This is a genomic window from Kineosporia sp. R_H_3 (assembly GCF_002198675.1).
Lineage (GTDB): Bacteria > Actinomycetota > Actinomycetes > Actinomycetales > Kineosporiaceae > R-H-3.
The window spans coordinates 1-21,847 of sequence record NZ_MWLL01000092.1; the positions used below are offsets into that span (position 1 = coordinate 1).

The 21,847-nt window shown below is 75.5% G+C and carries 22 protein-coding genes; 9 read left to right on the forward strand and 13 right to left on the reverse strand.

Annotation, left to right across the window (positions count from 1 at the left end; all coding sequences use genetic code 11):
* Window positions 1-311 precede the first annotated feature (311 nt).
* Window positions 312-893, forward strand: coding sequence for a PPA1309 family protein (locus ECOMGDLI_RS07795; RefSeq protein ID WP_088315788.1), 582 nt, complete (start codon window positions 312-314; stop codon window positions 891-893).
* 4 nt (window positions 894-897) lie between these two features.
* Here the strand turns inward: ECOMGDLI_RS07795 and ECOMGDLI_RS35825 are convergent, their stop codons facing one another.
* Together ECOMGDLI_RS35825 and ECOMGDLI_RS07805 are read right to left on the reverse strand one after the other, a co-directional pair.
* A complete protein-coding gene (locus ECOMGDLI_RS35825) occupies window positions 898-2,097 on the reverse strand; it encodes a PDZ domain-containing protein (protein ID WP_233153356.1) in 1,200 nt (399 codons plus the stop codon).
* Window positions 2,098-2,134: 37 nt separating this feature from the next.
* Window positions 2,135-3,238 (reverse strand): NAD-dependent epimerase/dehydratase family protein, encoded by a 1,104-nt coding sequence (locus ECOMGDLI_RS07805; protein WP_088315790.1) that lies wholly within the window; start codon window positions 3,236-3,238, stop codon window positions 2,135-2,137.
* 108 nt (window positions 3,239-3,346) lie between these two features.
* Here ECOMGDLI_RS07805 and ECOMGDLI_RS07810 point away from each other — a divergent pair, with 108 nt between their 5' ends.
* The gene (locus tag ECOMGDLI_RS07810; protein ID WP_088315856.1) at window positions 3,347-4,759 is read left to right on the forward strand and encodes a zinc-dependent metalloprotease; all 1,413 of its coding nucleotides are present in this window, start codon (window positions 3,347-3,349) and stop codon (window positions 4,757-4,759) included.
* A gap of 17 nt (window positions 4,760-4,776) precedes the next feature.
* Window positions 4,777-5,385: an NUDIX hydrolase gene (locus ECOMGDLI_RS07815; protein WP_143447570.1), complete on the forward strand. Its 609-nt coding sequence runs from the start codon at window positions 4,777-4,779 to the stop codon at window positions 5,383-5,385.
* A 24-nt stretch (window positions 5,386-5,409) separates the two neighbouring features.
* Here ECOMGDLI_RS07815 and ECOMGDLI_RS07820 read toward each other — a convergent pair whose 3' ends face one another.
* Complete coding sequence (locus ECOMGDLI_RS07820; RefSeq protein WP_088315794.1) at window positions 5,410-6,057, reverse strand: M48 family metallopeptidase; 648 nt, start codon at window positions 6,055-6,057, stop codon at window positions 5,410-5,412.
* Window positions 6,058-6,652: 595 nt separating this feature from the next.
* Between ECOMGDLI_RS07820 and ECOMGDLI_RS35315 the strand changes: the two genes are divergently transcribed.
* The 3 genes from ECOMGDLI_RS35315 to ECOMGDLI_RS07835 all read left to right on the forward strand — a co-directional run bounded on the left by ECOMGDLI_RS35315 (window position 6,653) and on the right by ECOMGDLI_RS07835 (window position 9,316).
* Entirely contained in the window at window positions 6,653-6,811 is a 159-nt protein-coding gene (locus ECOMGDLI_RS35315; protein ID WP_088281308.1) for a DUF5679 domain-containing protein, read from the forward strand.
* A gap of 145 nt (window positions 6,812-6,956) precedes the next feature.
* Window positions 6,957-7,955, forward strand: coding sequence for a hypothetical protein (locus ECOMGDLI_RS07830; protein ID WP_088315796.1), 999 nt, complete (start codon window positions 6,957-6,959; stop codon window positions 7,953-7,955).
* Window positions 7,952-9,316, forward strand: a complete 1,365-nt coding sequence (locus tag ECOMGDLI_RS07835) for an AarF/ABC1/UbiB kinase family protein (RefSeq protein ID WP_088315798.1) — start codon at window positions 7,952-7,954, stop codon at window positions 9,314-9,316. Before ECOMGDLI_RS07830 ends, ECOMGDLI_RS07835 begins: the two co-directional genes overlap by 4 nt.
* Before the next feature lie 31 nt (window positions 9,317-9,347).
* On the opposite strand, the gene ECOMGDLI_RS33715 is transcribed toward ECOMGDLI_RS07835, so the two are convergent.
* The 4 genes from ECOMGDLI_RS33715 to ECOMGDLI_RS07850 all read right to left on the reverse strand — a co-directional run bounded on the left by ECOMGDLI_RS33715 (window position 9,348) and on the right by ECOMGDLI_RS07850 (window position 13,372).
* The gene (locus ECOMGDLI_RS33715; protein ID WP_143447571.1) at window positions 9,348-9,569 is read right to left on the reverse strand and encodes a hypothetical protein; all 222 of its coding nucleotides are present in this window, start codon (window positions 9,567-9,569) and stop codon (window positions 9,348-9,350) included.
* Between the two features lie 153 nt (window positions 9,570-9,722).
* Window positions 9,723-9,881, reverse strand: a complete 159-nt coding sequence (locus ECOMGDLI_RS34495; protein WP_158220933.1) for a hypothetical protein — start codon at window positions 9,879-9,881, stop codon at window positions 9,723-9,725.
* A 180-nt stretch (window positions 9,882-10,061) separates the two neighbouring features.
* Window positions 10,062-11,681, reverse strand: coding sequence for an alkaline phosphatase PhoX (locus tag ECOMGDLI_RS07845; RefSeq protein ID WP_088315802.1), 1,620 nt, complete (start codon window positions 11,679-11,681; stop codon window positions 10,062-10,064).
* Window positions 11,682-11,818: 137 nt separating this feature from the next.
* The gene (locus ECOMGDLI_RS07850) at window positions 11,819-13,372 is read right to left on the reverse strand and encodes an alkaline phosphatase family protein (RefSeq protein ID WP_088315804.1); all 1,554 of its coding nucleotides are present in this window, start codon (window positions 13,370-13,372) and stop codon (window positions 11,819-11,821) included.
* An 80-nt stretch (window positions 13,373-13,452) separates the two neighbouring features.
* On the opposite strand from ECOMGDLI_RS07850, the gene ECOMGDLI_RS07855 reads away from it, so the two are divergent.
* Window positions 13,453-14,421, forward strand: a complete 969-nt coding sequence (locus tag ECOMGDLI_RS07855; protein ID WP_088315806.1) for a quinone oxidoreductase — start codon at window positions 13,453-13,455, stop codon at window positions 14,419-14,421.
* Between the two features lie 288 nt (window positions 14,422-14,709).
* On the opposite strand, the gene ECOMGDLI_RS07860 is transcribed toward ECOMGDLI_RS07855, so the two are convergent.
* From ECOMGDLI_RS07860 to ECOMGDLI_RS07875, 4 genes are all read right to left on the reverse strand, one after another.
* Window positions 14,710-15,114, reverse strand: coding sequence for a hypothetical protein (locus tag ECOMGDLI_RS07860; protein ID WP_088315808.1), 405 nt, complete (start codon window positions 15,112-15,114; stop codon window positions 14,710-14,712).
* Window positions 15,111-15,401: a WhiB family transcriptional regulator gene (locus ECOMGDLI_RS07865; RefSeq protein ID WP_088315857.1), complete on the reverse strand. Its 291-nt coding sequence runs from the start codon at window positions 15,399-15,401 to the stop codon at window positions 15,111-15,113. Before ECOMGDLI_RS07865 ends, ECOMGDLI_RS07860 begins: the two co-directional genes overlap by 4 nt.
* 201 nt (window positions 15,402-15,602) lie before the next feature.
* Window positions 15,603-15,911 carry a hypothetical protein gene (locus ECOMGDLI_RS07870; RefSeq protein ID WP_088315810.1) on the reverse strand — a complete coding sequence of 103 codons (309 nt, stop codon included), beginning with the start codon at window positions 15,909-15,911 and terminating at the stop codon, window positions 15,603-15,605.
* 229 nt (window positions 15,912-16,140) lie between these two features.
* Window positions 16,141-18,300 (reverse strand): ATP-dependent DNA helicase UvrD2, encoded by a 2,160-nt coding sequence (locus ECOMGDLI_RS07875; protein WP_088315812.1) that lies wholly within the window; start codon window positions 18,298-18,300, stop codon window positions 16,141-16,143.
* A gap of 192 nt (window positions 18,301-18,492) precedes the next feature.
* On the opposite strand from ECOMGDLI_RS07875, the gene ECOMGDLI_RS07880 reads away from it, so the two are divergent.
* Complete coding sequence (locus ECOMGDLI_RS07880; RefSeq protein WP_088315814.1) at window positions 18,493-18,747, forward strand: mycoredoxin; 255 nt, start codon at window positions 18,493-18,495, stop codon at window positions 18,745-18,747.
* Window positions 18,748-18,839: 92 nt separating this feature from the next.
* A complete protein-coding gene (locus ECOMGDLI_RS07885) occupies window positions 18,840-19,493 on the forward strand; it encodes a uridine kinase (RefSeq protein WP_088315816.1) in 654 nt (217 codons plus the stop codon).
* Window positions 19,494-19,517: 24 nt separating this feature from the next.
* On the opposite strand, the gene ECOMGDLI_RS07890 is transcribed toward ECOMGDLI_RS07885, so the two are convergent.
* Both ECOMGDLI_RS07890 and nudC read right to left on the reverse strand, forming a co-directional pair.
* On the reverse strand, window positions 19,518-20,534 hold the full coding sequence (locus ECOMGDLI_RS07890) for a TerC family protein (protein WP_088315859.1): 1,017 nt from the start codon (window positions 20,532-20,534) through the stop codon (window positions 19,518-19,520).
* A gap of 178 nt (window positions 20,535-20,712) precedes the next feature.
* On the reverse strand, window positions 20,713-21,798 hold the full coding sequence (nudC, locus tag ECOMGDLI_RS07895) for an NAD(+) diphosphatase (RefSeq protein WP_233153358.1): 1,086 nt from the start codon (window positions 21,796-21,798) through the stop codon (window positions 20,713-20,715).
* Between the last annotated feature and the right edge of the window lie 49 nt (window positions 21,799-21,847).

The following is a 21,847-nucleotide window of genomic DNA, read 5'->3' on the forward strand; positions in this document are numbered from 1 at the left end:
TGTAGATCTCGGTGAAGCCGACCGACCGGTACCACAGGACGTTCGTCCACACGGAGGACAGCAGCAGCACCAGCACGACGATGACGCCGAGGATGGCCAACGTCGGGGCGAGAGCCCCGCGACGGCGGGTCGGGACGGCGGGACGCGGGGCGCTGCGCGGATCGCGCTCGAAGCTCACACCCGGAGAACTTACCTTTCGCACGCATCGTTCCCGAGGTCGACCGGCCGTTCAGACGCCGTTGACAGCCGGAGCCCGGCCCGCACCCGGGCACGGCGCGGAGAATCCGCCCGGCACGTGCGAGGATCGCGCCGTGAGCACGGACGACCCGACGACCACGTCGCCCTCCTCCCCCGGCACCCGCGCGCAGGCCGTGCGCCGTGCCGTCCGCGAGCTCGAGGCGCACGTCGCCTCGGGCGGCTGGGACGGCCCGGTGCGGGTGTTCGCCCTGGTGAACACGCACGCCGCGCTCGGCCGTGACCCGGGACTGGCGACCGCCCTCGGGCCGGACGTCGTCGAGGCGGCGACCCGCGATCCCGAGCACCTCACGGCCGTCGAGCAGGAGCAGCTGCCGGACGCCGACTCGCTCGAGGGCCTGCTCGGCCGGATCGCCTGGCCGCCGAGCGTCGACGGTGCGGCCGTCGTCGTCGAGCGGCTCGTCGTCCCGCCGGAGGCCGAGGCCGCGGCCCCGCGCGACCCGGAGGCGGCGCTGGCCTACCTCCAGGAGCACCCGGACCGGCGCGAGCTGCGGATGGCGGCCGGGGTGCTCCGCGACGGGACCGGGGCGTGCGCCGTCCGGGCCCGCGACCACGACGAGGACGACCGGGTCGCCGTCGGCGGCCCCGAGCTCGTCCCGGGGCTCGTGTCCGCCGTCGCCGCGACCCTCGACGGGTAGCCGGTCAGGACGCCTGGCAGGTCGGCAGGGACGCCGGCGCGGCGCCCTTGCCGATCTTCTCGACAGCGGCCCGCGCCTCGTCGAGCGTCGCGACCCGGACGACGTTCAGCCCGTCCGGCACGTGCCCGACGACCTCGTCGCAGTTGTCCGCGGGCGCGAGGAACCACCGGGCACCGGCGTGCCGGGCGCCGAAGAGCTTCTGCCGGATGCCCCCGATCGGCCCGACCGTGCCGTCGGGGTCCATCGTCCCGGTGCCCGCGATCTGCTTGCCGCCGGTCAGCGGGCCCGGGGTGAGCTTGTCGATGATGCCGAGGGCGAACATCGTCCCCGCGCTCGGGCCGCCGATGTCCTCGATCTGGATCTTCACGTCGAACGGGAACTTGAACGTCGCGTCGATGAAGACGCCGATCTGCGTCTTGCCGTCGTCGCCCGCCCGGGTCGTCACGTCGAGCGGCACCTGCTTGCCGGCCCGCTCGACGACCATCGCCGCGACCTTGCCGGGCGCCGTCCTGTCGAGCCCGGTGCGCAGCGCGTCGAGGGTGTCGGTCGGCACGCCGTTGATGCTCACGAGGACGTCCCCGGCCTTGAGGGTCTTCGCCGCCGGGGCCTTGGCGTCGACCTCGGTGATGGAGATCCGGGTCGTCACGGCGATGCCGAGCGAGGTCAGCGCCGCGGCCGTCGCGCTCTCCTGCGACGACGTCATCTCGCGCTGGTTCTCCTCCTCGTTCTGCTTCTCCGTGACGCCCTTGGGGAAGAGCCGCTCCTCGGGGACGACCGCGACCGACGGGTCGAGCCAGCCCTCGATGACCTGGTACAGCTCGACGTGGCCGCCGGGGCCGCCGAAGACGCTGACCGTCGTGAGGTCGAGGGCGCCCGACGTCGGGTAGCTCTCGTGCCCGGAGATCGCGATGAGGTCCTTGCCGTTCTCCGTGCCGAGCGTGTTGAGCGCCGGTCCCGGCCGTTGGACGGCGTAGTGCACCGGCATGAGGAACGCCGCGGCGACGAGCGCGACCGTGACGAAGCCGGAGAGCAGCAGGACGCCGGTGCGCGGGTTCATCGTCAGCGGGTTGTCGGCCGTCGCGTGCTGCGGCCCACCATCGGCCGGCGGCGTGACCGCGGACGGCGCGCCGCCGTCGTCCGCCGCGGACGACGGCCCCGGGACGACGTCAGGCCACGGCGCGTCGTGGTCGTGGCCTGGGTTCACGGGTGGCTCCTCGGGCGTGCACGGTGCGGACGGGCCGTCACAGGGTAGGACGACGCGGGCCCGGACGGCGTGCCCGGGCCCGGCGGACGAGCGCCGCGGCACCGAGCAGCGCGACCGCCGCACCGGCCGCGCCCGCGGCCGCCTCGCGCCCCTCGACGCGCCGGCCGGCGACCGCCCGGTGGCCCGCGACGAGCGCGAGGAGCTCGGTGAGGCAGTCCGCGTTCGTCCGCGTCGGCACCCAGCCGGCCGCCCGCAGCCGCTGCGAGGACACCACCCACGGGTGGACGACGAAGGCGAGCTCCGCGGCCGGCATCGGCAGCACGCCGACCCGGTGCAGCCGCTCGGCGGTGCCGAACGCCAGGGCCGGCGGCAGCTCGACGGTGCGCAGCCGGGCGAGCCGGGCGGTCTGCCCGGCGTCGAGCCAGCCCTCGCAGCCGACGCCGAGCGGGCCGTCGAGCCCGGCGGTGAGCGCGGTGACGACGGCGGTCCCGAGGTCGTCGACGTGGCAGAACTGCCGGGCGGCCCGGGCCCCGCGCACCTCGAGCAGCCGCGGCGCCTCGAAGTGCCGGGTCACCATGCTGTCCACCCCCGGCCCGACGAGCGCGGCCGGCCGGAGCACGGTCAGCGGCAGCCCGGCGGCGTGCGCGAGCGCGGCCAGGGTCGCCTCGACCTCGACGAGGTCGCCGACGATGCCCGCGCCGCCGTCGTCCGGCACGGGCGCGTCGTCCGGGAGCGGGACCGGGTTGTCCGCGGCCGCCCCGTGCACCATCGCGCTCGTCACGACGACAAGGCGGGCGGCACCGGCATCCCGGGCGGCGGCTCCGACGGCACGGGCGGCCCGGACGGCGTGCGCCCGCCGCTGCGGACCGGTCATCGCGAGCGCGGCCTCGAGGTCGTCGGCGGCGGCGACGTGGACGACGACGTGGGCACCGTCGAGCAGCGCCGCCCCGCCGGGCGCCGCGACGTCCCCGACCCGCCAGGTGCCCGGCGCGCCGCCCCGGCGGTCGTCCACCGCGATGACCGCGAACCCGGCCGCGACGAGCGCCGACGCGACCGCGGAGCCCGCCGGACCGGCCGCCCCGACCACGGCGACCCGCCGGCTGCTGCGCCGTGAGCGAACCGTCGCGCGCTGCGGGCTCACCGGACGACCCCCCGTCGTTGGCTGTTGCGTAGGTTGGACCCCATCCTCGCCGAGAGCGGCCGCGCGCGGGCCGCGCTCCGGTGGACGAACCGTGTGAATGAGGTGCGCATGACCGGCTTCGGCAGGGACCTGCCCGACCGCAGCGAGGGCGACGACGGCGACCCGATGGGCGAGCTGTTCAAGGCGATGTTCGGCCCCGGCGGCCAGCTGCCGCCCGAGCTCGCGAACCTGCCCGGCCTGCCGCAGGACCCGGCGGCGCTCCAGGCGATGTTCCTCCAGGTGCAGCAGATGCTCGCCGGGGGAAGCGACGGTCCGGTGAACTGGGACCTCGCGGAGAACATCGCCCGCCAGGCGGCCGCCGAGGGCGGCGACCCGAGCGTCGGCGACGCGCAGCAGCGTGCGGTCACCGAGGCGCTGCGGACCGCGGACCTCTGGCTCGACCGGGCCACCGACCTGCCCGCGGCCGCGGGGCGTACCCACGCGTGGAGCCGCTCGGAGTGGGTCGCCCAGACCCTGCCGGTGTGGAAGGGCGTCGTCGAGCCGGTCGCCGAGCGGGTCGGGCAGGCGATGGGCGAGGCCATGTCGTCCCAGGCGCCGCCGGAGATCGCCCCCATGCTCGGGGCCGCGCTGCCGATGATGCGCCGGATGGGCGGCGCGTTCTTCGGCGCCCAGGTCGGCCAGGCGGTCGGGGCGCTGTCCCGCGAGGTGGTCAGCGGCGGGGACGTCGGCCTGCCGCTGCTCCCGGCCGGGGCGGCCGCGCTCGTGCCGGCGAACATCGCCGCGTTCGGCGAGGGCCTCGGCCTGCCGGAGGACGAGGTGCGGCTCTACCTCGCGCTGCGCGAGGCGGCGCACGCCCGGCTCTTCGCCGGCGTGCCGTGGCTGCGCGCGCACATCCTCGGCGCGGTCGACGAGTACGCCCGGGGCATCGCGATCGACACCGACATGATCGAGCAGGCCGTCCGGCAGATCGACCCGGGCGACCCGCAGGCCCTGCAGGAGGCGCTCTCCTCGGGGATCTTCGAGCCGGAGCGGACGCCGGCCCAGCAGGCCGCCCTCGACCGCCTCGAGATCGCCCTCGCGCTCGTCGAGGGCTGGGTCGACGAGGTCGTCGACGCCGCGGCGCGCACGTCGCTGCCGCACGCCGTCCAGCTGCGGGAGACCGTCCGGCGGCGGCGCGCCGCGGGCGGTCCGGCCGAGCACACCTTCGCCTCGCTCGTCGGCCTCGAGCTGCGCCCGCGCCGGCTCCGCGAGGCCGCTGCGGTCTGGGCGGCGCTCACGACCGCGCGCGGCGTCGGCGGCCGGGACGCGCTCTGGGAGCACCCCGACCTCGTGCCGGGCGCCGACTCCTTCGCCGACCCCGAGGGCTTCGCGCGAGGGGCCGGCCCGGACGCCGGCGGCCAGGACCTCGACGCCGCCCTCGCGGCGATCCTCGACGAGGCGGACCGGGACGAGGCGAAGCGCGACGACGCGGACGGTGACGCCGAGCAGCCCGGTGACGGGTCCGGGGGCGAGGGCCGGTGACCCCCACGCTCCACCCGGTGTCCGACCCGTCGGCCTCCCCGGGCGAACCGGCCGGCGGCGAGCCGCTGTGGACGCCGGACGAGCAGCTCGTCGCCGACGTCCGGCACGCCCTCGCGCACGCCCCGCGGGACACCCCGCAGGCCCGCTTCGAGGCCTGGGCCTGGCGCGCGATGCTCGACGAGGACGGCGCGGCGCTGCTGACCCGGCACGCCGCGCCCGCGCACGTCACGGCGTCCGCGCTCGTGCTGTCCCCGGACGGCCGGCGCACCTGCCTGGTCCTGCACGGCCGGATCGGTCTGTGGGTCCAGCCCGGCGGGCACCTCGAGCCCGACGACACGAGCCTGGCGGCCGCCGCGGCCCGCGAGGTGCTCGAGGAGACCGGGCTGACCGGCACGGTCCTGCCCCGGCTCGCCCAGCTCTCCCGGCACGCCGCCCCCTGCCGCCCCGGGGTCGTCGACTGGCACCTCGACGTCCAGCACGTGCTCGTCGCGCAGGCGACGGCGCCCGCGGTCAGCGCGGAGTCGAAGGACGTCCGCTGGTTCGACGTCGACGCCCTGCCGGCCGATCTCGCGAGCGGGGTGCCGGACGGCGTCGCCGCCGCACGTGCGGTCCTCGCCGCCGGGTAGCCGCGCAGCCGGGCTCAGGCGGTCTCAGGCCGTGCTGTCGACGTCGGCGCCGTCGACGTCCGCGCCGTCGACGTCCGTGCGGACGTTGACGCCGAACGCGGGGGTGTCGTCGACCCGGTCGGCGTGGTCGTCGTCCGTGCCGTCACCGATGCTGCCGTCGCGGGCCGCCGCGAACCCCTCGAGGAAGCCGCGGGCGCGCTCGGTCCTCGGGTAGTCGGCGAGCAGCGCCCAGAACCGCGGGCCGTGGCCGTGCTCGACGAGGTGCGCGAGCTCGTGGAGGAGCACGTAGTCGATGACCCACGGCGGCATCCCCTGCAGTCGGGTGGAGAGCCGGATCGTCCGGTCGGACGGCGTGCACGACCCCCAGCGCGAGTTCTGGTTGGGCACCCACGCGACGCTCGCCGGCCGGGCCAGCCCGTCGAGGTAGCGGCGGGACAGCTCCGTCGCGCGGGCCATGAGGTCGTCGTCCCCGGGACGGCGGCGCCGGTCCTGCGCCGAGAGGCGGGCGACCATCCGCTCGACCCACTCGCGCTCCTGGGCGCGGGTGAAGCGCGCCGGGATGAGCACGATCGTGCGGTCGCCGTCGCGGTAGGCCGTGACCGTGCGGACGCGCCGCCTGCTCCGACGTACCTCGACGTCAGGTGGCGGGGCATACGCGGGCACGCCGGCCATGGGTCGAGGCTACGGCGCCGGGCCGAGAAAATCTTCCATCCACATCCGGTGGACGGTTCCGCCGCAGGTCAGACGGGCCGTCGCGGCGTGGTGACGATCCCCTTCCACAGGCCCCGGGCGTCGTGTCCACAGCGACACGCGACGCTCTCCCCAAGATGTCCACAGGTCTGTCCACAGGCCTGGGGACAGCGGCGTTGACGACGTCCGCCTGGTGCTCCTAGGTTCGGTCCAAGACCCCGGGAGTCCGGGGGCGGCGCGCTGGGGAAGGTGCGTCGGCCCCGGCCCCGGGGTTTCTCCGTTCACGCTGCGCGACGTGTCGAGGACGCACCGAGACCTCCGCGCCGGCGATACCGGGTGCCCGGTCCGTCCAGAAATGTCCGGTGATTCGTGCGCGGCGTGGTGCCCGGACGTCACCCGTTCCATCGATCTTCCGACGCGCCAAGGCCGACTTGACCGGCGCCACGCTCACGCTCGGCTAGGCTTCACGCCGGGTCTGACGCACGGAGGGGGCCGCCAGAGCGCGTCCCGACCGGCCCGCGAGCGGCACCACTGGCCGTCGCGGTTGACCAAGCCATACGACATGAGGAGCGCCATCGTGGCCGACGAGACGTACAGCGGCGAGTTCTACTGCGTGAAGTGCAAGGAGAAGCGCCAGGCGGAGGGCAAGGTCGTCGAGACCAACGGCCGCCGCATGGCCAAGGGCCAGTGCCCCGTGTGCGGGACGAACCTCAACCGCATCCTCGGCAAGGCCTGAGCCTCACCGCTCACCGCCACGACGGGCGGCCCACCGACCGGTGGGCCGCCCGTCGCCGTTCCCGGCCTGTGGACGAGGCCGGTGGAGCGCACGGGCCTGTGGACGACGACGGCGACGCAGACGCCCGACGTGGCACGCTCCCCGGGTGCGCATCCAGCTGCTGCCCGGCCTCCAGCGCGTGTGGCGCGGGCCGACGACCCTCCAGCTCGGCGTGAGCCCGCGCCGGTCGGTCGTCCTCGAAGGGCTCACCCCGGACGACGTCCGGCTCGTCGAGCGTCTCGACGGCGGCCTCGACCCCACCGACGTCACCGCCCCGGACGAGCTCGTCGCGCTCCTGCGCGGCGCCGGGGCGCTCGTCCCCGCCCGGGCCGGGCGCTCCGCGCGCAGCGTCGTGGGTCGGCACGAGGAGCTCGAGCCGGACGCCGCGACCTGGGCGCTCGTCCACCGCGGCTGCGGCGACGGCTGGGACCTGCTCGCGGCCCGGGCCGCCCGGACCGTCCTCGTCGTCGGCGAGGGCCGGGTGGCCGACGCCGTCGCGGCCGCCCTGGCCGCCGCCGGGATCGGGACGACGGACCGCAGGCCTCGGCTCACCGAGCGCGGGATCCGTGCCCGGACCGGGCGCGGCGTGCCCAGGCCGGCCTGCGTCGTGCTCGTCGAGCCGGTCGCCGCCGACTCCGCCCGGGCGGCCGACCTCGTCCGCCGGGACGTCCCGCACCTGTCCGTCGTCGTCCGGGAGGGCGACGTCGTCGTGGGGCCGCTCGTCCGGCCCGGCACCGACCCCTGCCTGCGCTGCTTCGACCTGCACCGCACCGCGCTCGACCCGGCCTGGCCCGGCGTCCTCGCCCAGCTGCTCTCCGGCCCCCGGGACGCGCCCGAGGAGACCACCGTGGCGGCCCTGGCGGGCCGGCTCGCGGCCCTCGCCGTCCTCACCCTCCTCGACGGCCGCACGACACCCGCGGCCTGCGGTGCGACGCTGGAGGTCGAGCTGCCGGACGGGCTCGTCACCCGTCGTCCGTGGCCCGCGCACCCTGAGTGCGGGTGCCGCTGGCCGCCCGCCGGCGAGCCCGGCGACGCGCCCGGGACGACGACGTCACCCGCCCACCGCGCGCGGTCGCAGCCCGCGACCGTGACAATGGAGCCGTGACGGACCTCCCCCGCCGTGCTGTCACCCGCACGGCGAAGCTCGCCAGCCTCCCGCTCGCCTTCGCCGGCCGCACGGCCCTCGGCTTCGGCAAGCGGGTCGGGGGCCGGCCGGCGGAGATCGTCGCGGCCGAGATGCAGGCCAGGACGGCCGAGCAGCTCTTCCGCGTGCTCGGTGAGCTCAAGGGCGGCGCGATGAAGTTCGGCCAGGCCCTGAGCATCTTCGAGGCCGCGATGCCCGAGGAGCTCGCCGGCCCCTACCGGGCGACGCTCACCAAGCTCCAGGACGCCGCTCCCCCGATGCCGACGGCGACGGTGCACAAGGTGCTCGCCGCCGAGCTCGGGCCGCAGTGGCGGCGCCGGTTCAAGGAGTTCGACGAGACACCGGCCGCCGCCGCCTCGATCGGCCAGGTGCACCGCGCCGTCTGGAAGGACGGCAGGCAGGTGGCCGTCAAGGTGCAGTACCCCGGCGCCGGTGACGCGCTGATCTCCGACTTCACCCAGGTCGCCCGGGTCGGCCGGGTCGCGGCCGGCTGGATCCCGGGCCTCGACATCAAGCCGATCCTCGACGAGCTCAAGGCCCGGATCGTCGAGGAGCTCAACTACACGCTCGAGGCGGAGTCCCAGACGCAGTTCGCCGACGCGTTCCGGGACGACCCCGTCTTCGTCGTCCCCGAGGTCGTCATCGCGACGCCGCACCTCATCGTCAGCGAGTGGCTCGAGGGGGTCGCCCTCTCCAAGCTCATCGCGACGGGCACCCCGCAGGAGCGCAACCTCGGGGCACGCCGCTACCTGGAGTTCCTGCTCGCCGGGCCGGCCCGGGCCGGGTTGCTGCACGCCGACCCGCACCCCGGCAACTACCGGCTCACCCCGGACGGGCGGTTCGGCATCCTCGACTTCGGCGCGGTCAAGCGGCTGCCGGACGGGATGCCCCCGGAGATCGGGCGGCTGCTCACGCTCGCGCTCCAGAACGACGCCGACGGCGTCGTCGCGGGGCTGCGCGAGGAGGGCTTCATCAAGGCGTCGATCGACATCGACGGCCGCGCGCTGCTCGACTACCTCGCGCCGTTCCTCGAGCCGGCCCGGCACACGACGTGGACGTTCTCCCGGGCCTGGATGCGCGAGCTGTTCGCCCACGTCAACGACGTCCGCCGGCCGCAGTGGTCGCTGGGGCTCAAGCTCAACCTGCCGCCCGAGTACCTGCTCATCCACCGGGTGTGGCTCGGCGGCATCGGGGTGCTGTGCCAGATCGAGGGCGAGGTGCCCGTGCTCGAGGTGCTCGCGGAGTGGCTGCCGGACTTCGACGTGGCCTCGCTCGACTACATCGAGTGGGTCGACGACGAGGGCGAGCCGGTCGAGCCCTGAGGGCTGCTCGACCGGGTGCTCGACGGGCGGATCACCACCAGGCGGAGTCGAGCTTGCCCTCGATGCTGCGGATGTTCGCCCGCATGCACGCACCGCACGTCCAGACCCGGCGGCCCCGCTCGGTGCCCGCGGACCACGTGAGCGGCGGCGGATCCGACGGCGCCGCGGCGCCGCAGGTGAGGCAGACCATCGCGGACCCCTGGGACGGCATCGTCGCCGTGGGCAGGGCCGAGGACGTTGTGGGCTCGGTCACATCCAGAGCGTACGCCCGGAACCGTTGCCTCGCGAGGGATCCACGCCCGAATCCTTGCCAGAAATCTGGGCCGACAACGAAAACCCCCCGTTCGGCGGAGTGTTCGCCGCGGATTCCGTCGACGCGTCGACCGCTGGGCGGGCCGCCCGTCGGTCAGACGGCGATGGTCTCGATCGCGTGCAGGTGGCGACGGGTGCAGGGCGAGCAGGTCCAGGCCCGGTGCCCCTCCCGGACGGACATGGACCACAGCAGGGCGGGCCGCTCCTCGGAGGGCCGGCTCCCGCACTCGAGGCAGCACGTCGTGGTTGTCATGCTTCTCGACGCTACGGACGGTTCGTCGCCGACGGGCTACGCCTGCGCGACGGCACTGTAAAGGGTCTGTCACCCCGGGTTACGGAAACACGACACCCGTGTGTCGCCGCCCGGTGCGGCCCGGACGGCGCAGCGGCCCGCCGGGATCCCGGCGGGCCGCTGCGGACGGTGACGTGCGGGTCAGCGGCGGTAGACCGCGTCCCAGTCGCCGACCTCGAGCAGGAGGATCTGGCCGTTCTCGACGAGCTCCTCCACCGTGCCGGCGCCGGTCCCGGCGGGCAGGTTCTTCTTCGTGTGGACCTGGGCGTCGAACAGGAACGTGCCCTTGCCGAAGAGGTCCGCGGTGTCGACGATGCCGCTCGACTCCTCGTCGGTCGTGAGGACGGCCCGGGTGTCGGGCGTCGTCCCCGCCGGGTTCGTCACGCCGAAGAGGGCGGTGTCGAAGCCCGCGACGACGCCGACCCGGCCGTCCTTGATCCGGTAGGCGAGGATGCGCGCGACGTGGTCGTTGCCGCCCGGGTCCTCCTGGACGAGGAGGTTGCCGCGCCGGTCGATCGCCATGTTGTCCGGCTTGCTGAGGTACGGCGCCTCGCTGCCGTCGAGCAGCAGCGTGAGCGTCCCGCCGAGCTCCGGCTTGTCGACGTTCGTGAAGCGCAGCCGCCAGAGGCCGCCGCCGTCGCGGGACACCCCCGGCTCGGCCGGGTTGGCCGCGGTCGAGCCGCCCTCGGTCGTGAGGAAGTAGTAGTCGTTGCGGTTGCGCGGGTCGAAGGAGCCGTCCTCGATCCGGTTCAGGGTCAGGCCCTTCGCCGCCGCGTCGGCGTTCTGCGCGGCACCGCTCGCCGTCGTGTCGACCTGCTCGCCGGCCCCGAACGTCACCGGGACGGCCTTGCCCTTGCCGTAGGCGGTGCGGAACTGCGCGTCGGTCGAGACCGACTCGTCCGCGGTGTCGACGACGAACAGCGAGCCGTTCGTGAGGCCGGCGCGCTCGACCGGGCTGCCCTTCGTCGTCTTGGTGCCGACGTAGACCCGCAGCTGGCCGTTGCCGCCGTCCTCGTTGCCCATGACGACGGTCGTGTCGGTGCGGTTGGCGGCCGAGACGGTGTTCTCCCACGAGAAGAGCCCGAGCCGGGGCAGCTGGGTCGCGGCGCCGTCGGTCGTCACGCCGAACACGCGGCCCTCGTCACCGGCCTCCTCGTTCGCCATGTAGATCGCGCCGTCGTACCCGGCGTCCGTGTCGTCGTTGTAGAGCGAACCGGCCGGGGCGAGGTAGCCCGAGCAGAACCGGTTGAAGGCGGCTGTGTGGGTGCCGGCGGCGGCCCCCGCGGGAGCCACCGGCGCGGCGGCGTAGGCGCCCGTCGTGTAGTCCCAGTAGCGGACACCGGGCTGGACGAGGTCGGAGCCGGTCGTCACGGCGAGCGTCTTCGGGTCGATCGTCCAGCGGCTGACGAAGGCGCCCTTCTGGCCGTGCGCGCGGGCGATGCCGGCCGTGGCGCCGAGCTCGGCGTTCACCAGGGCCACGACCCGCTTGCCGCTGCGGTAGGCGCCGATGCCGTCGGGGATGCCGACGAGCTGCGTGCCGTCCTTCGCCGCGCCGTTGTTGACCGTGAGCAGGGACGTGACCGTCACGTCGGGGGCGACGGGCAGGACGTACGGGGCGATGCCGCCCGTCGGGCCGATCGCGGTGCTGCCGGCGGCGGACGCCGGGGCCGCCATCGGCACGACGAGTGCCGCGCAGCCGAGGCCGGTGCCGGCCAGGACGGCGCGGGTCCGGCGGGAGCGGGCGGGGGTCTGCTGGGTCACGCGGTCCTCCAGGTCGGGGTGTCGGTCGCCGCGGGGCGGCAGAGCCGAATCTGGCGACCCGGGATGAACGGACCACGGTCCTCAGGACGAACGGCACGGGACCGTCCGGTGTCGGTCCCGTGCCCGGCCCGGGCGGGTCAGACGCCGAGGTAGAGGAACCCCGGTCCCTCGTCCCGCCAGCCGACGCCCAACGGGTCGAGGGCCGCCGCGAGCGCCGGCCGCCAGGAACCGGTCCGGGTGACGTCGGCGCCCTCGAACCCGTGGTCCGCGGTGAGCAGGAACGTCACGTCGTCGGTGACCCCGAGCCCGTCGAGGTGGTCGAGGAAGGCGCAGAGCCGGCGGTCGGCGTCGCGGAAGCTGTCGCGGGCGATCTTCGAGCGGGGCCCGCCGCCGTGGTGCCCGGCGTCCGTGACGACGTTCGACCACCACGTGAGCGCGGGGGCGTCGTCCGGTACGGCCCACAGCTGGAGCATCTGCGCGACGCCCGCGTCGTCGACGCGGGTGCCCCAGCGGTAGTACGAGTCGGCCAGGTGCGCGCGGTCGCCGACGAAGGGGCTCGCGTCGGCGTCCGGCAGCGCGGAGTCGAGGTCGCCCGCTCCCCCGGCACCGGCCTGGGCCCGGACGAGCTGCATCGTCGAGTACCCCGCGCCGCGTTCGACGGCCTCGTCGACGCACGCCGTGAACGCGCCGGGCCGGGCCGCCGCGAGCGTCTCGAAGACCGTCGCGACGCCGGGTCGCAGCCACTCGGCGGAGCGGTGCCACGTCGTCTCGTCGTTGGGGACGACCCGCTCGCCCGTCGCGCGGTCGTAGAAGACGTTGCCGAGGACGCCGTGCCGACCGGGCCCGACGCCGGTGAGCGCCGAGGTGTGGTTGCACAAGGTGATGCTCGGGAACTCGGCGACCGCACCGCCGGCGAGCGCCGTCCCGTGCGCGAGCAGCCGCGCGACGCCCGGCAGCTCGCCGGACGCCGCGAGGTGCAGCAGCTCCGAGCAGTGCGCGCCGTCCCAGAGGATGCCGACCACCCAGCGGCCCGCGCCCTCGTCGACGAGCCCCTCGAGGGCGCGCCCGTCCAGGGGCAGCCCGGCGGCGTCGACGTGCAGGCGGGCCGGCACGCCCGCGGCCCGCAGCAGCGTCGGTGCGACGTCGACGATCCGGGCGTGCTCGGCGACGACGCCGCGCGGTCGGACGCCGGCCCCCGACAGCAGCAGCGGCGCCCGGGACTGGACGATGTCGAGCGAGCCGTGCTCGCCGTGGTGACCGCCCTCGTCGGGGAAGAAGTGCCGCGGCGTGTGGACGACGGCGACGTCCGGGCTGCGGCTCGGGTCGGCGAACAGGGAGAGCAGCCGCCGGCCCGGGTCCGGGTAGGCGTTGCGGGCGTTGTCCGGCGAGGGGTCGGCGACCTCGAGCTCGTACGGCAGGAAGGCCATCGGGTCGACGTCCCCGACCGGGTCCTCGCCGTGCAGCACGGTGTGCACACCACCGGCGTCGAGCCGGACGGCGCCGCGCGCGTTCGCGACGACGACGGTGGCGCCCGGGCCGAGGTTGTGCGGGCCGGGCCCTGCGTCGGGGTACGCGACGAGGTCGACGACGCCGGCGAGCGCCGGGTCGGTCAGGGCCCGGACGGCGGCGTCCCGGGCCGCGGCGGCCCCGGCCGGGCCGGTCCCCGTGACGTCAGCTCCTGCAGTGCTCATGCCCGCAGCGTGCCACGGGGGCAGACTGTGGCGGGGCCGGACACCCGGCGCCGGCCACCGTCGTCGCGAAGGAGCTTCACGTGCAGGTCGTCCGGATCACGGCCACTGGCGGACCCGAGGTGCTCGAGGTCGCCGACGTCGCACCGCTGGCGCCCGCGGCGGGCGAGGTCCTCGTCGACGTCGCCGCCGCCGGGGTGAACTTCATCGACACCTACGTCCGCTCGGGGCTCTACCCGACGCCGCTGCCCGTCGTCCTCGGCCAGGAGGGCGCCGGCACGGTGTCGGCGGTCGGCGCCGGCGTGGACGACGTCCGGGTCGGGGACGTCGTCGCCTGGGCGGGCGGGGTCGGCGCCTACGCGCAGCAGTCCGTCCGGCGCGCGGGCGAGGTCGTCGTCGTCCCGCCGGGTGTCGACCCCGAGACCGCCGCGGCGGCGATGCTCCAGGGGATGACCGCGCACTACCTCGTGACCGACACCTTCGCGCTCGGCCCGGGGCACCGCTGCCTCGTCCATGCGGGTGCGGGCGGCGTCGGGCTGCTGCTCATCCAGCTCGCCAAGCAGGCGGGCGCCGAGGTCTTCACGACCGTCGGCGGGCCGGAGAAGGCCGAGCTCGCGCGGGGCGCCGGGGCCGACCACGTCATCGACTACCGGGCCGAGGACTTCGCCGGAGCCGTCGAGCGGCTCGCGGGGCCGAAGGCGCTCGACGTCGTCTACGACGGGGTCGGCAAGGACACTTTCGTGCGGGGCCTGGACCTGCTGCGCCGGCGCGGCCTCATGGTGACGTTCGGCAACGCGTCCGGTGCGCCCGACCCGGTGCCGCCGCTGCTGCTCTCCCAGAAGGGCTCGCTCTTCCTCACCCGGCCGACGCTCGGCGACTACATCGCGACGACGCAGGAGCTGCGGGCGCGGGCGGGCGCCGTCCTGGACCTCGTCGCGGCGGGCGGTCTCGACGTCCGCGTCGGGGTGCGGCTGCCGCTGGCACAGGCCCGGCAGGCGCACGAGCTGCTCGAGGGTCGCCGGACGACGGGCAAGGTCCTGCTCGTCCCCTGACGGCGACCGGCAGGGAGGCCGCGGGCCCGGCAGACGTCAGGGCCGGGCCATCCCCTCACATGGCCCGGCCCTACCGCGTACCCGACAAGACGCAGGAACCGCCGTTTCGGTTGCTCCTGACGGAGCACGTGCGCGTGCTCCACGTACGTCCGCGGCGTGTGAGCCGCACCACGTGAGGGGTGGCACCGAGGGGTGGGCGGCCGGTCGCCGGCGGGAGCCGTCGGACGTGACGACGGCTCCCGCCTCTCCTGGCTGCACCCACCGCCCCGGTGCGGGTGCCGCTCGTCGTCAGACGAGCTGCTGGGCCGCGCGGAGCGCGGCCTGGGATGCGAGGCGCGCCGACTGGACGGCGCGCTGCGCGGATCGCTCGGCCCGACGGGCCCGGCGCTCGGCGCGCACTGCGCGCACGACGCGGGACCGCTGGGCCTCGCTACTCAGCTCGTGCCATCGGTGGCGTGCGAGCTGTTCGTTGAGGACGTGCTGACTTGCGTACATGTCGGTGCTCCTGGGCTGCGTCCGCGCGAGGCGGAGACGGATGTCGGTCTCGAGGCACCGGTCGGTGCCGTCGAGGAGTGCGTCGTGCTCGGTGCGGGACCGGGCTGCGGCGCGGTCGGTGACGGACGGGGAGACGGACGTGGCGGCGGCGCGGGCTGCCGCCCGGCGGGCTGCGACGGCGAGCCGGACGGCGCTCACGCCGCGGCCTCGTTCTTGCGCGGACGCCCACGCGGCCGCTTGCGGGCCACGACGACACCGGCGATGAAGAGCTGGCCACCCCAGACGCCCCACGGCTCCCGGCGCTCGAGGGCACCGGCGAGGCACGACGTGCGGACGGGGCAGGGCTGGCAGAGCGACTTCGCGGTCTCGACGTCTGCGGGGGACTCGGCGAACCAGAGCTCGGAGTCGTTCACCCGGCACGGGATCGTCGGCGTCTGCTCCTGGACGACCTCGTCGAGGGTGTCCAGCAGAGCGGTGAGCTGCATCGTCGTCACCTCCTCGTTCTCCTCGGGGCACCGGTTGTGACCGGGCCGCCGTCACGGCGGTCCGCCGGTGCGGGTCGACCGGCGGCTCGAACTACCCGGCGACGGTCGTCGCCGGAGTCCTTGCCGGGATCCGCGGGAGGAACACGAAGGCCGCGGATCCCGTGATCGGGTTCCGCGGCCTGAGGAGGCGTCTCGCCGGTGCTAGACCGGCGGCTTCCAGACTCTGGTACCCGATTGGTGCGGGGTGGTGCCGTACTGCTTGTCGAAACCGAACTTCTGCGTTGCCGCGGTGCGGGCGGACTCGTCCGCCGGACCGTCGTTGCGGACGCCGGCGATCAGGTCGCCGACGAGCTCGAGGGACACGTGGGCCATGGGCGCCTGCGGGCAGAGGTCTGCCCAGCTGCGGAGCGGGTTGACGCCTGCCCGGACGCGGCCGCTGAGCGGCGAGGTGGCAGCGCGCGAAGCACCGGTCATGACGCCGTAGGCGCTCTCGGTCGTGATCGCGATCATGTCTGCCACCTCCTCCCGGTCTCGGGCCCCGTGCGCGCGTGGGCGCAGCACGTGGCGTTCTGTGATGCGATGAAGGCTAGACGACGCTACGAACGAGCCACAACGTATTTTCCGTCGTGTTTTCCGAACTTTTTTCGACGATCTTTGCGGCCGGTCGTCGCGCGGACCGAAAGTCCTTCTCCCGCAACGGGAACCGGACACCGGGCCCGAAGCGGACGATCCCGGCGGCTCACCCATTCGGGGGACCGCTCCCGGCGCCCAGCTCGGCGAGCAGCGCCGCCCCGTACCGGTCGAGCTTGGCCTTGCCGACGCCCGCGATGGCGGCGAGGGAGGCGACGTCCCGCGGGACCGCCTCGGCGACCGCGACGAGCGTCGCGTCCGTGAGGACGACGTACGCGGGCACCTTCGCCTCCGCGGCGACCCGTGCCCGCCACTCGCGCAGGCGCGCGAAGAGCTCGGGGTCGTACGCCGGCGGGCAGTCCCCGCAGCGGCCGGTCTTGCGCTCGGCCCCGGACGACAGCACCGTGCCGCAGACCCGGCAGGCGGTCGGCAGCGACGTCTTGCTCCGCGAGCGGCGCGGCCCGTCGCCGTCCCGGCCCGGGCCGCGGGAGCCGCCCTGCGGAGCGCGGCCGGCGGGGGCGCCGATGAGCCCGTCGAGGAACCGCGACGGCTCCCGGGTCGCCCGCCCGCCCGGTGTGCGGGACCGGGTCCACGACAGCAGCAGGTGCTCGCGGGCCCGGGTGATCCCCACGTAGAGGAGCCGGCGCTCCTCCTCCACGGCCTCCCAGCCCTGCGCGAGCGAGATCGGCATGAGGCCCTCGGAGAGCCCGACGAGCAGGACCGCGGCCCACTCCAGACCTTTGGCCGCGTGGAAGGACGCGAGCGTGACGCCCTCGACGGTCGGGGCGTGCTGGGCGGCGGCGCGCTCCTCGAGCTCGGCGACGAGGTCGGTGACGACGGTGCCCGGGCGGGCCGCGGCCAGCTCGTCGGCGAGGACGGCGAGCGCCTGGAGGGACTCCCAGCGCTCCCGGACCGCACCGCCCGTCGACGGCGGTACCGGCGTCCAGCCGGCCGACGCGAGGACCGAGCGGACCTCGTCGCCGAGCGGCCGTGTGCCGTCGGACGCGCGCGCCGCCCCGCGCAGGAGCAGGACGGCGTCCCGGACCTCCTTGCGCTGGAAGAACCGCTCCCCGCCGCGCACGAGGTAGGAGATCCCGGCGTCGGCGAGGGCCGACTCGAGCGGCTGGGCCTGCGCGTTCGTCCGGTAGAGGACGGCGATCTCGCTGGGCCGCACCCCCGCCTCCATGAGCCGGGTCACCTCGCGGACGACCCCCGAGGCCTCGGCGAGGTCGTCGTCGTACGCCGTGAGGGTCGGGGCCGGGCCGGCCTCGCGCTGGGCGGTGAGGGTGAGCCGCGCCGTCGCCGGGGTGCCCGCCGGGCCGGACGTCGCGAGCAGGCCGTTCGCGAGCGCCACGACCTGCGGGGTCGAGCGGTAGTTGCGCTCCAGGCGGACCGTCCGCGTGCCCGGGTGCCGCTTCGGGAAGGCGAGCAGGTGCTCGGGCGAGGCGCCGGTGAAGGAGTAGATCGTCTGGGCCGGGTCGCCGACGACGCAGACGTCCTCCCGGTCCCCGAGCCACAGATCGAGCAGCCGCTGCTGGAGCGCCGAGACGTCCTGGTACTCGTCGACCACGAAGTGCCGGTACTGCCCGCGGATCGTCGCCGCGACGGCCGGGTACTCCTCGAGGATGCCGACCGTGAGGAGCAGGACGTCCTCGAAGTCGATGACGCCGCGGTCGGTCTTGACGTCCTCGTAGAGCTCGAGGACCCGCCCGACGGTCGGCAGGTCGAACCCGCCCGGCTCGCCGCGACCGGCCCGGGTCGCGGCGGCGACGTAGCGCTCGGGCGTGAGCAGGGTGACCTTGGCCCACTCGATCTCGGCGGCGAGGTCGCGGATCGCGGCCCGGTCGACGGTGAGCCGCATCCGCGCCGCGGCGTCCGCGACGAGGCCGGCCTTGTGCTCCTGGATCGCAGGCGGGGCGCCGCCGACGGCCTGCGGCCAGAAGTACGAGAGCTGGCGCAGCGCCGCGGCGTGGAAGGTCCGGGCCTGGACGCCGCCGACGCCGAGCGCACGCAGCCGGGTGCGCATCTCCCCCGCGGCCCGGGCGGTGAACGTCACCGCGAGCACCTGCTGCGGGACGTAGACCCCGCTGTGGACGCCGTACGCGATCCGGTGCGTGATGGCGCGGGTCTTGCCGGTGCCGGCACCGGCGAGCACGCAGACCGGCCCGTGGAGCGCGGAGGCCACCTCGCGCTGCTCGGGGTCGAGCGCGGCGAGGACGCCGTCCGCGGACGGCAGCAGGGTGGTGAGGACGGGCTCGGGACCGGGCATCGGGGGCCATCCTGCCAAGGAGCGGCGACAGCCGGGCGGGCGGGCGACCCCGGCCCGGGAAGATCGCACCCCCGGCCGTACGTTGACATGTCAAGCGGCCCCGCCCGCCGCCGGCCAGGACCCGGCGGGCGGGGCCGCCAGACTGCCCGAACGCCCGGCACCCGCCCCACCGAACCCGAGGAGACGCGCACGATGGAAGCCCCCGCGCCCGGCACGATCACGATGTACTCGACCACCTGGTGCGGGTACTGCCAGCGACTCAAGAAGCAGCTGGACCGTGAGGGCATCGGCTACACCGAGGTGAACATCGAGCACGTGCCGGACGCCGCCGAGTTCGTCATGCAGGTCAACAACGGCAACCAGACCGTGCCGACGGTGCTGTTCCCGGACGGCACCGCCTCGACGAACCCGTCGCTCGCCGAGGTCAAGGCGCGGCTGTCCGCCTGACGGCCGGCCCGTCACAGACCGGCCCCGAGCCGACCGACCCGCTGGACGTCGTCCCGCACTCCACGGCCACGCTCGCCGCGCACGTCGCGGGCGTGGCCGTCGGCGTCCGCGGCACCGTCGCCGCGGCCGGCGGGCACGCCGTCCGGGTCGGGGTCGACGGCCCGGTCGGGGCGGACGGCGCGGCCCTCGCGGACGCCGTGGCGGCCGCCCTCGCGGAGCGTGCGGTGCCGACGGGCAGGGTGCGCGCTGACGACTGGCTGCGCTCCCGGTCGCTGCGCCTGGAGTACGGTCCGGCCGACCCGGACGCGTACTACGAGGGCTGGCTCGACATGTACGCGCTGCGCCGGGAGGTGCTCGACCCGCTCGGTCCCGGCGGGTCGGGGCGTTGGCTCGCCCGGCTGCGCGACCCGGCGACCGACCGCTCGTACCGCGAGCCCGCGACGGTCGCCGTCCCGGGGCTCGTGGTCGTCGCCGACGGCCCGTTCCTCGCCCGCTGGGAGCTCGCCGACGCGTTCGACGTCGTCGTCCACCTCGAGGTGACCCCCGCCGCGCAGCGGCGCCGGCTCCCCGACGACGACCGCGAGCGGGTGCTGGCCGCCTGGCGGCGCTACCTCGACGAGACCGACCCGGCCCCGCGCGTCCTCGCGGCCGGCGGGCTCGTCGTCCGGTTCGACCACCCGGCCCGGCCGGCGCTCGTCGTCCCGGACGACGGCGCCCGGGACGGGCACCGGTCCGCCGGGTCGTGACCGACCCGGCGGACCGGCGGGACCTCACTCCTCCATCGAGGACCGGTGCGCCCGGGTCAGCGCCGGCGGCCCGGCGGGACCGGCGGGGCCACCGGGCCCACCGGGGCCGTCCACCGCGGCCGGGGCCGGGACACCGCGGGTGGCCCGCAGCGACAGCACGACCGACCCTCCGACGAGTGCCGCGACGACGCCCAGCGAGACGAGCGTCGGGATCTTGACGTCGGCCATGAGGAGCAGCATCTTCACGCCGACCCAGACGAGCACGAGCGACAGGCCCGCCTTGAGGTGGACGAACCGGTGCACGAGGTCGGCGAGCAGGAAGTACATCGCCCGCAGCCCGAGGATCGCGAACGCGTTGGCCGTGAAGACGAGGAACGGCTCCTGGGTGACCGCGAAGATCGCCGGGATCGAGTCGACGGCGAAGACGACGTCCGTCACCTCGACGAGGACGAGCACCGACAGCAGCGGGGTGGCCAGCCGCCGGCCGGCCCGCACGACGGTGAACCGCGCCCCGTGGTACTCGTCCGTGTGCGGGACGACCCGCCGGAACCAGCGCAGCACCCGCGAGCGCGACGGGTCGATGTGCGTGGCGCGGTGCCGGTACATCTGGACGCCGGTGAAGACGAGGAACGCGCCGAACACGTAGAGCACCCAGGAGAACGACGAGATGAGCACCGACCCCCCGGCGATGAACGCCCCGCGCAGGACGAGCGCCCCCAACACGCCGTAGAAGAGCACCCGGTGCTGGTACTCCCGGGGCACGGCGAACCAGGTGAAGATCACCGCCCAGACGAAGACGTTGTCGACGGCCAGGCTCTTCTCGATGACGTAGCCGGCGTAGTACTGGGTCGCCGCCTCGGCACCCCAGGCCCGCCACACGACGGCGCCGAAGCCGACGCCGAGGAGCACCCAGAAGCCGGACCACCAGGCGGCCTCGCGGACGCCGATGACGTGGCTGTCGCGGTGCGCGAACAGGTCGACGGCGAGCATGACGAGGATGACGCCGAGAACGGCGAGCCAGGCCCACAGGGGCACGGACAGGTCGAGCGGCACGGGAACCTCCGGTCAGGGACCAGAGGTCTCCCCCGCCGGCGCACCGTCGTGGTGGCCGGCCCGGCCGCCGGGCTCCGTCCGTGGAGCCGTCCTGACGACGGACCGTGTCGTGGGGTACTCCCCTCGACACCAGAGAATGACGAAATCCATTTCGTCTGTCAAGTGATCAGCGCCAGGCCTCCACGGCCTCGTCGAGCGGGCCGCCGAACCACTGCTCGACGAGCCGGCGGGCGATCGAGACGGCCGGCGGCAGGAGCAGCTCGCCGGACGCGACGTCGGCGGCGAGCTCCTCGCGGCTCCACCACCGGGCGTGCGCGAGCTCCTCGCCGTCGACCGTGACCTCGGTGCTCGTGGCCCGGCCGGAGAAGCCGAGCATGAGGGACGACGGGAACGGCCACGGCTGGCTGCCCTGGTAGGTGACCTCGCCGACCCGGACGCCGGCCTCCTCGAAGACCTCGCGGCGGACGGCGGCCTCGAGCGACTCCCCGGGCTCGACGAAGCCGGCGAGCGTCGAGTACCGCTTCGGCGGCCAGACCTGCTGGCGGCCGAGCAGGATCCGGCCCTCGTCGTCCTCGATCGCCATGATCACCGCAGGGTCGGTGCGCGGGTAGTGCTCTGCCCCGCAGACCGGGCACTTGCGGGACCAGCCGGCGGTCGCGACGACCGTCGGCTCGCCGCAGCGGGCGCAGCGCGGGTGCGTCGAGTGCCAGTTCGACAACGCCACGGACGCCGTGAGCAGCCCCGCGCCCGTCGCGTCGACGAGCGGGCCGACCTCGCGCAGCCCGGCCCAGCGCGAGCCCGCCGGGGCCGGGTGCTCGGCCGGGGCCGCCTGCGGGCCGCCGGTCAGCGGCACCGGGATCCTCGGGACGGCGAGGAGCACGTACGCGGCCCGGTCCGGGCCGTCGACGCCGAGGTAGGCGGCGGTCACGCCGGTCAGCGGGTCGGCCCCGAGCGCTGCGACGGCTGCACGGGCCGCGGCCGGGTCGAGCAGGAGCAGGCCGGGCCCCTCCGGCGCCGCGCCGTCGACGGCGGCGTCGGACCAGGCGTCGCCCTCGGCACCGAGACCGGTGACGAGACCGCGGTCGCCCTCGAGGACGAGCACCCGGGTCGCCGGGTCGGCGAGCAGCCCGTCGAGCAGGCCCTCCCGGGTGCGGCGCTCGGCGTCGCGGTCCAGCGTCGCGCGGGACAGCGCCAGCTCGGCGAGCGGCGGGCGCGGGGCGGTCTGGTCGCCGGTGGCGGCGTGGGTGGTCACGAGGGCCCACCCTAGGTCGTGCTCCGCGTCACGCGGGGCGGCCCGGCCC

Coding starts and splice junctions, on each gene's coding strand:
- ECOMGDLI_RS07810 (WP_088315856.1), top strand. CDS start 3,347: ATGACCGGCTTCGGCAGGGACCTGCCCGACCGCAGCGAGGGCGACGAC.
- ECOMGDLI_RS07820 (WP_088315794.1), bottom strand. CDS start 6,057: ATGGCCGGCGTGCCCGCGTATGCCCCGCCACCTGACGTCGAGGTACGT.
- ECOMGDLI_RS34495 (WP_158220933.1), bottom strand. CDS start 9,881: ATGACAACCACGACGTGCTGCCTCGAGTGCGGGAGCCGGCCCTCCGAG.
- ECOMGDLI_RS07850 (WP_088315804.1), bottom strand. CDS start 13,372: ATGAGCACTGCAGGAGCTGACGTCACGGGGACCGGCCCGGCCGGGGCC.
- ECOMGDLI_RS07865 (WP_088315857.1), bottom strand. CDS start 15,401: ATGCAGCTCACCGCTCTGCTGGACACCCTCGACGAGGTCGTCCAGGAG.
- ECOMGDLI_RS07870 (WP_088315810.1), bottom strand. CDS start 15,911: ATGATCGCGATCACGACCGAGAGCGCCTACGGCGTCATGACCGGTGCT.
- ECOMGDLI_RS07875 (WP_088315812.1), bottom strand. CDS start 18,300: ATGCCCGGTCCCGAGCCCGTCCTCACCACCCTGCTGCCGTCCGCGGAC.
- ECOMGDLI_RS07880 (WP_088315814.1), top strand. CDS start 18,493: ATGGAAGCCCCCGCGCCCGGCACGATCACGATGTACTCGACCACCTGG.